This window comes from Mesorhizobium sp. M7A.F.Ca.CA.004.04.2.1 (assembly GCF_004022825.1).
In the GTDB taxonomy this organism is placed as follows: domain Bacteria; phylum Pseudomonadota; class Alphaproteobacteria; order Rhizobiales; family Rhizobiaceae; genus Mesorhizobium.
Map to the genome: position 1 here is coordinate 1 of NZ_RZPH01000388.1, position 5,182 is coordinate 5,182.

Annotated in this window: 6 protein-coding genes; 4 read left to right on the forward strand and 2 right to left on the reverse strand. The window is 63.4% G+C overall.

The features are described 5' to 3' along the window. The 4 genes from EN893_RS18010 to EN893_RS18030 all read left to right on the forward strand — a co-directional run. Positions 1 to 392: hypothetical protein (locus EN893_RS18010; RefSeq protein WP_245490858.1), on the forward strand; the 392-nt coding region annotated here is incomplete at its 5' end. A gap of 336 nt (positions 393 to 728) precedes the next feature. After that, positions 729 to 929 (forward strand): hypothetical protein, encoded by a 201-nt coding sequence (locus EN893_RS18015; protein WP_127268525.1) that lies wholly within the window; start codon positions 729 to 731, stop codon positions 927 to 929. A 1,236-nt stretch (positions 930 to 2,165) separates the two neighbouring features. After that, complete coding sequence (locus tag EN893_RS18025; RefSeq protein ID WP_127268524.1) at positions 2,166 to 2,465, forward strand: DUF1236 domain-containing protein; 300 nt, start codon at positions 2,166 to 2,168, stop codon at positions 2,463 to 2,465. Positions 2,466 to 2,542: 77 nt separating this feature from the next. Beyond that, complete coding sequence (locus EN893_RS18030) at positions 2,543 to 2,755, forward strand: hypothetical protein (RefSeq protein ID WP_127268529.1); 213 nt, start codon at positions 2,543 to 2,545, stop codon at positions 2,753 to 2,755. A 304-nt stretch (positions 2,756 to 3,059) separates the two neighbouring features. On the opposite strand, the gene EN893_RS18035 is transcribed toward EN893_RS18030, so the two are convergent. Together EN893_RS18035 and EN893_RS18040 are read right to left on the reverse strand one after the other, a co-directional pair. Then, a complete protein-coding gene (locus EN893_RS18035; protein ID WP_127268523.1) occupies positions 3,060 to 3,611 on the reverse strand; it encodes an isochorismatase family protein in 552 nt (183 codons plus the stop codon). A gap of 41 nt (positions 3,612 to 3,652) precedes the next feature. Next, positions 3,653 to 5,143, reverse strand: coding sequence for a WD40 repeat domain-containing protein (locus tag EN893_RS18040; protein WP_128361679.1), 1,491 nt, complete (start codon positions 5,141 to 5,143; stop codon positions 3,653 to 3,655). Positions 5,144 to 5,182: the final 39 nt, after the last annotated feature.

Sequence of the window (5,182 nt, forward strand, 5' to 3'; positions counted from 1 at the left end):
GGCTGCCAGCTGTCGGCAATCCAGAAGCACGCCTGCACTTCAAGCACGGGAACAAACGCCGTCACCCCGAGTTCGCCTCCAGTTTTCAAGGAAAGGAGCCCAGCATGGCACCGCGCAACAAACCAGACGCCGATATCGAAGATGACGCACCGCAGGCGGACGGGCCGACCATCGAGCAGCAGGATTGGGATGCAATCAAGGGCGGCGAGATCCTGCCAGAGTCCGTGCCGGAAAACGGCGACATGCGTTACGGCATCGAAAAAGACGGCGATCTGCCCGACGAGGACGACGATAACGCGTACCAGGACAGCGACGACGCCCTTCCCGATGATGAGGAAGAAGCCGCGATCACGCGCGATCAGAACCGCGAGGGCCCATTCGACGAGACGTGAGCCATTCGTCGCCCGAGACATGACTGCCTGTTGTTGAACTTGCCAAAGCCACATTTTCCATGCCCGTTTCGCGGGAAAATGTGCTTGGCTGGCTAAGTTTTCCCCCCAGGCTTTATATCAGATTTACCTAAAATAGCGGAACATCCAAGGGACATTATCGGAACTGAACAAGGCCCCTTGGACTTTTGCGCACAACAGATAAGACCTTGGTCCTACAGGAAAAAGCAAAAGCCCGACCTGACCGATTGAAGCTCCGCCAAGGGAACATCGGGCCGCGCTTGTCGTTTGTCGCGAAGGTTCGGCACCCCTGGTGTGCCATATCCGGAGAACGGCGCGATGCCCCACCGATCCATCATCGTCAAGACAGGCCATGGTCCAGGCACGGCGATCGCCGTGCTCATGGTTGGATTGATGGCGGTGGGCATCGTCTTCGTTGTTCTCGGCAGTTCGCTCTACTTCAGCGAGCAGCCTGCGGATCAACGTGCCCTGCCTTCGCCGCCCGCTCGATCGACACACGATAGCAAAGCGGCAAACTGAACGAGCCCGAACCAATTGCCGGGCGATGGCGAGATTGCGGCCGCGCGGGTCCTCCAGGCTTCGTCCAGTGGAGCGGACGGCTTCGGGCGATGTATTGTCCACCGGAGGCTTTTGGCGCCGCTTGCATTAATATTAGACGTATAGAATATAAGGATGGCCGGCGACCGCCAGAAGTCGGCTGGCCCGGCGTGCCTCCCTTTGCACCTGGCTGCCGGGCCATTTCTCGCCAACGGATGGCATGCGTCGGTGCACCGTCATCTTGACGTCTTCGCTTCTGTCTGGTGCGGATTCACCTTCGCGCCGCCTCGCCATGTGGAGCTCCAGCCTCGGCAAACGGCATTCTGCTCGGCAACCGCCGGAAAAATGCGGACGCCGAGCCGATCGCGCTGGTCAAGCCGCTAAGACGTGCTGGCTAGCTGCTAAAACCGAAGGATGACCGAGGGCCCGCGTCTGCGATAGCACCGGACGCGACGGCGACCATGCCGCCAATAACTACGGCAGACCCGTCTCCATCGCCGCCCGTGCCGGCGCCGGCGCCAGCCCCGATCCCAGTCCCGATCCCGGTCCCGATCCCAGTCCCGATCCCAGCGTCGATGGTCGACCGGCTGCACCTCCGCATGTGTACCGTCGTCGAAGGCCTCTGTTTGTGACGCCTCTATTTCATCGAGAATGCCGTTTCCGGCGCCTGGAACACCGGCCACTGCTTCGATCGGGCGAATTGCCCCTGCAAGGGCTGCTGCCCCGGCAATGCCAAACATTGCTGTCAAGAAGGATCGCCGATCCATAGTAAACCTCCCAACGTTGCATAAGCTGAACGAAGCGCTCGCTTGCCGAATGAGCAGGCCCGCGCGTGGTGAAGATAGAGGATTCGCCAGCCGCCGAAGCGGCTTGCGAATCCTATCAGCGCAGGAAGGGACGTTGCTGCGCCGATCGACGACATGTCAGCCAAGGACTATTCCCATCACCAGAAAGGTGACGGCCGTCGCGAAAATCGGTGCGAGCAACCAGCGCGCTTGGCCAACACTTTTGTCCATCTGTTTCTCCGAATCCGGGAGACAAACAGTCGTGAACAGAGAGCCGTTCCCGTCGGTAAGACCAATGCGCTCGCGGACCGGACTTAAGTCGCACTTCTCATCCGACCGAAGCCCCAGCGGAGGAACATTTTCATTTGGCTCAAGTTCAGTTGCTCGTCAGCGTTGGACGATCTTGTCATGCTGACTCGCAAGGAGAAACAGTATGAAAATGCACCTAACGGGCGCCGCTGCGGCGCTATTGATGTTGGCCGGAGTCGGCGCCGTTGCCGCTCAGGACGTCGTCATTCAGCCTGAACAGGACACGGTCATCCGCGAGTATGTGAAGAAGCAGCCCCTCGCTTCGGTCAAGGTTCCCGGTGTGGAACTGAATATTGGTAGCGCGTTGCCGGAAACGGTCGAGCTTCATGAGATCCCCGATGTCCAATACCGCTACGTGGTCGTCGACAACCGCACAGTCCTGGTGGATCCGGGCACCCGCAAGATCGTCAAGGTCTACGACTGAATTTCGAACGGTCCCAAACCCGCCGCCAGCCATGGCGGCGGGTCGCACATGTCAGGTTCCAAACAGGACGAGTGAAGATGACAAGCAAAGCTGTGAGATCCCCTGCTTTGGGCGTTCGCCTGGCCGATCTCCAAGCCAGAATGCGCAATGCGCGGGTGACGGATGCCGAAATGAAAACCTTTCAAAAGGTCGCGGCCATCATGGAAGATCGTCATGGCCGGATCGATGCCGACGACCTGATTGCGGCGTCGTTCCTCGCCGATCCGGTGCAGGAGCGACGGACGCCTTGAGGGGCATGCCGACAACCAGCAGACTTTTTGATTCCCCGTACCGGGAAAGCGCGCCGAAAGTCTCAGCCGAATCCGCACTTTTGCTCCGGCCTATTCCGCTTTCGCGGAAGTTTCGAGCGACCTGCGATGTGCAATGTTGCTAATGCGGCGGTACGAGCCGCCCTGGTTGACGCGGGCGCCCGAGCCATCCCAACAATGCGCCCCCCCGTCCGCGTCGACCACGGCAGCCGCCTGGCGCTGCCTTCCCTCGCGAAGTCCTCAACCCGGCCTGCCTGATAATGCCGCCTGCGGCGACGGTCGGGCTTCAGCCGCCGACAAGCGCCTTTGTGGTCACCAGATTGACACCGGCCTCCGCGAATTCGCCATTGTGCCTGGTGATGACCTGTTCGGCACTCTCGCTGGCATTGTCCAGCGTGCTGTGCGCATCGGACACCACGGTCACGCCGAGCCCTCTGGCGACCGCGCCCTTGACCGTCGCGGCCACGCAAAAATCGGTCTGTGCGCCCAAGAGCACGACAGCACCCGCACCTTGCCCGGCCACCCAATCGCCGAAGGCGGGATTGCTGAATGCATCGCGCACCGATTTGGCAAAGGTCGGCTCGTCCGCCGCCTGGCCGAGCGCGGGCCAAACCGGCCAGCCCGGCTCATCCGGTGCCAACGGGTCGCCATCGGGTCCGTCATGCCTGATAAAAGCGACCTTGCGCCCGCCGCGCCGCGCCCAATCGATCACCGCCTTGGTGCGCTCGACAATATCTCGCGCATCATGGATCGGCGGCTCGTGCACACCGTCGAACATGCCGGTCTGGAGATCGATGACAATGAGCGGCGCGTTGTCCGGGAGGCTGGGAGCTGACATGGTTTTTCATAGCACGGCGGACAATGCGATCAAGGTTCCGTTCACTCCGGCGCGCCGGCAAACAGCACGACGCTGTCGCCGCCGGCGGCCGGCCAATCCCTGATGGTGCGGTCGTTGCCGCCGGTCACCACCGTGCCATCGGCGGTGAAGGCCACCGCGTAGATCGGGCCGGTCCGGCTATCGAACATCGCGATCTGGTTGCCGGTGTCCATGTCCCACAGCCGCGCCGTGCCGTCGAGCGAGCCGGAGACCAGGCGCTGGCCGTCGGCCGACAGCGCCAATGAGTAGACGGTGCCTTCGTGGCCTTCAAAGCGGCGCGCTTCGCGGCCGCTGTCTAGATCCCAGAGCTTGATCGTGTAATCGCCACTGCCGGTGACCAGATGATGCCCGTCGGCGGTGAACGCGGCGCCATATGTGCCTCGCTCATGCCCGTGCCAACTTCGTAATTGCTTGCCGCTTTCGATGTCCCAAAGTTTCAGTGTGCCGTCTATGCTGCCGCTGAGGGCTTGCCTGCCATCGGGCGAGACGGCGACGGCGCTGACCGACCAGCCGTTCCCGCTCATGGCGTGCAGCACAGCGCCCTTCTTGAGATCCCAGACGATGACATTGCCCGTGTCGTGCCCGCTGATGGCATGTTTGCCGTCCGGGCTGATCGCCAGCTTTCTGACGCCGCCATTGCCGCCCGAGGAGAAGACATGCAGCACCGCGCCGTCGGAAAGTTTGCGCTGCACGATCTCGCCGTCGTCGCCGGCCGTCAGCGCGCTGACGCCGTCGGGCATGAACAGCGCCGTGCGGGCCATATCCTTGTGCACGCCGAGAGTGCGGATCAGCTGCTTGGCGGCGATGTCCCACAGCTTGATCGTGTGATCGGTGCTGGCGCTCATGATCGAGTGCCCGTCGGGCGCCACCGCCAGCCAGACGACCGAGTCGCGGTGGCCCTCGGGCTGCGTCGGTAGCGGCGGCGGAGCCGGCGGCAATGGCGCCACGATGGGCGGCGGAATGACCGCGACCTCCGGCGGCGCCGGAGGCGCGGGCGCGGTCGGCGGCACTAGCGTTGGCGGGGTCGGTTGCACCAGCGCCGGCGGCGTCAGTGGGACCGGTGCCGCAGGCGGATCGGCGGCCTCCGGCGGCGAAGCAGCTTCTGCTGGTGCAGGCGGTGGGGCTGCCGGCTCTGAGGCCGGCGGCGCGCTGGCGACATCCTGCCCCTTGGGTTCGTTGGCCTTCGGCTCGCCAGGATTGGGTTCGTCGGCCTTCGGTTCGACGGGCTCGCTGGCTATGTCGCCGCCTTCATGCCAAGGGCCGAACCGGTCGGCGGCCAGTGCGGCGACCACGACCAATGGCAGGACGAGAAAGACTCTGCGCAGGCCGGGCGTGCCAACGTCCTGCATCTCCGCCGCGCGACCAAACAGCGGCGCGCCCGCTGCTTGGCCCGACCGGTCCGGCAAGAGGCCGGCCCAAAACAGCCCTGCACCAAGCAGGCAGGCGAACGCCGCCACCAGGAACCCCGCCAGCCGTAACGAGGCTGGATCCATCGGCGGGTCTTAAAAGCCGCGCCCGAGGAAAGACTCGCC

Coding starts and splice junctions, on each gene's coding strand:
- EN893_RS18040 (WP_128361679.1), bottom strand. CDS start 5,143: ATGGATCCAGCCTCGTTACGGCTGGCGGGGTTCCTGGTGGCGGCGTTC.
- EN893_RS18035 (WP_127268523.1), bottom strand. CDS start 3,611: ATGTCAGCTCCCAGCCTCCCGGACAACGCGCCGCTCATTGTCATCGAT.
- EN893_RS18015 (WP_127268525.1), top strand. CDS start 729: ATGCCCCACCGATCCATCATCGTCAAGACAGGCCATGGTCCAGGCACG.
- EN893_RS18030 (WP_127268529.1), top strand. CDS start 2,543: ATGACAAGCAAAGCTGTGAGATCCCCTGCTTTGGGCGTTCGCCTGGCC.
- EN893_RS18025 (WP_127268524.1), top strand. CDS start 2,166: ATGAAAATGCACCTAACGGGCGCCGCTGCGGCGCTATTGATGTTGGCC.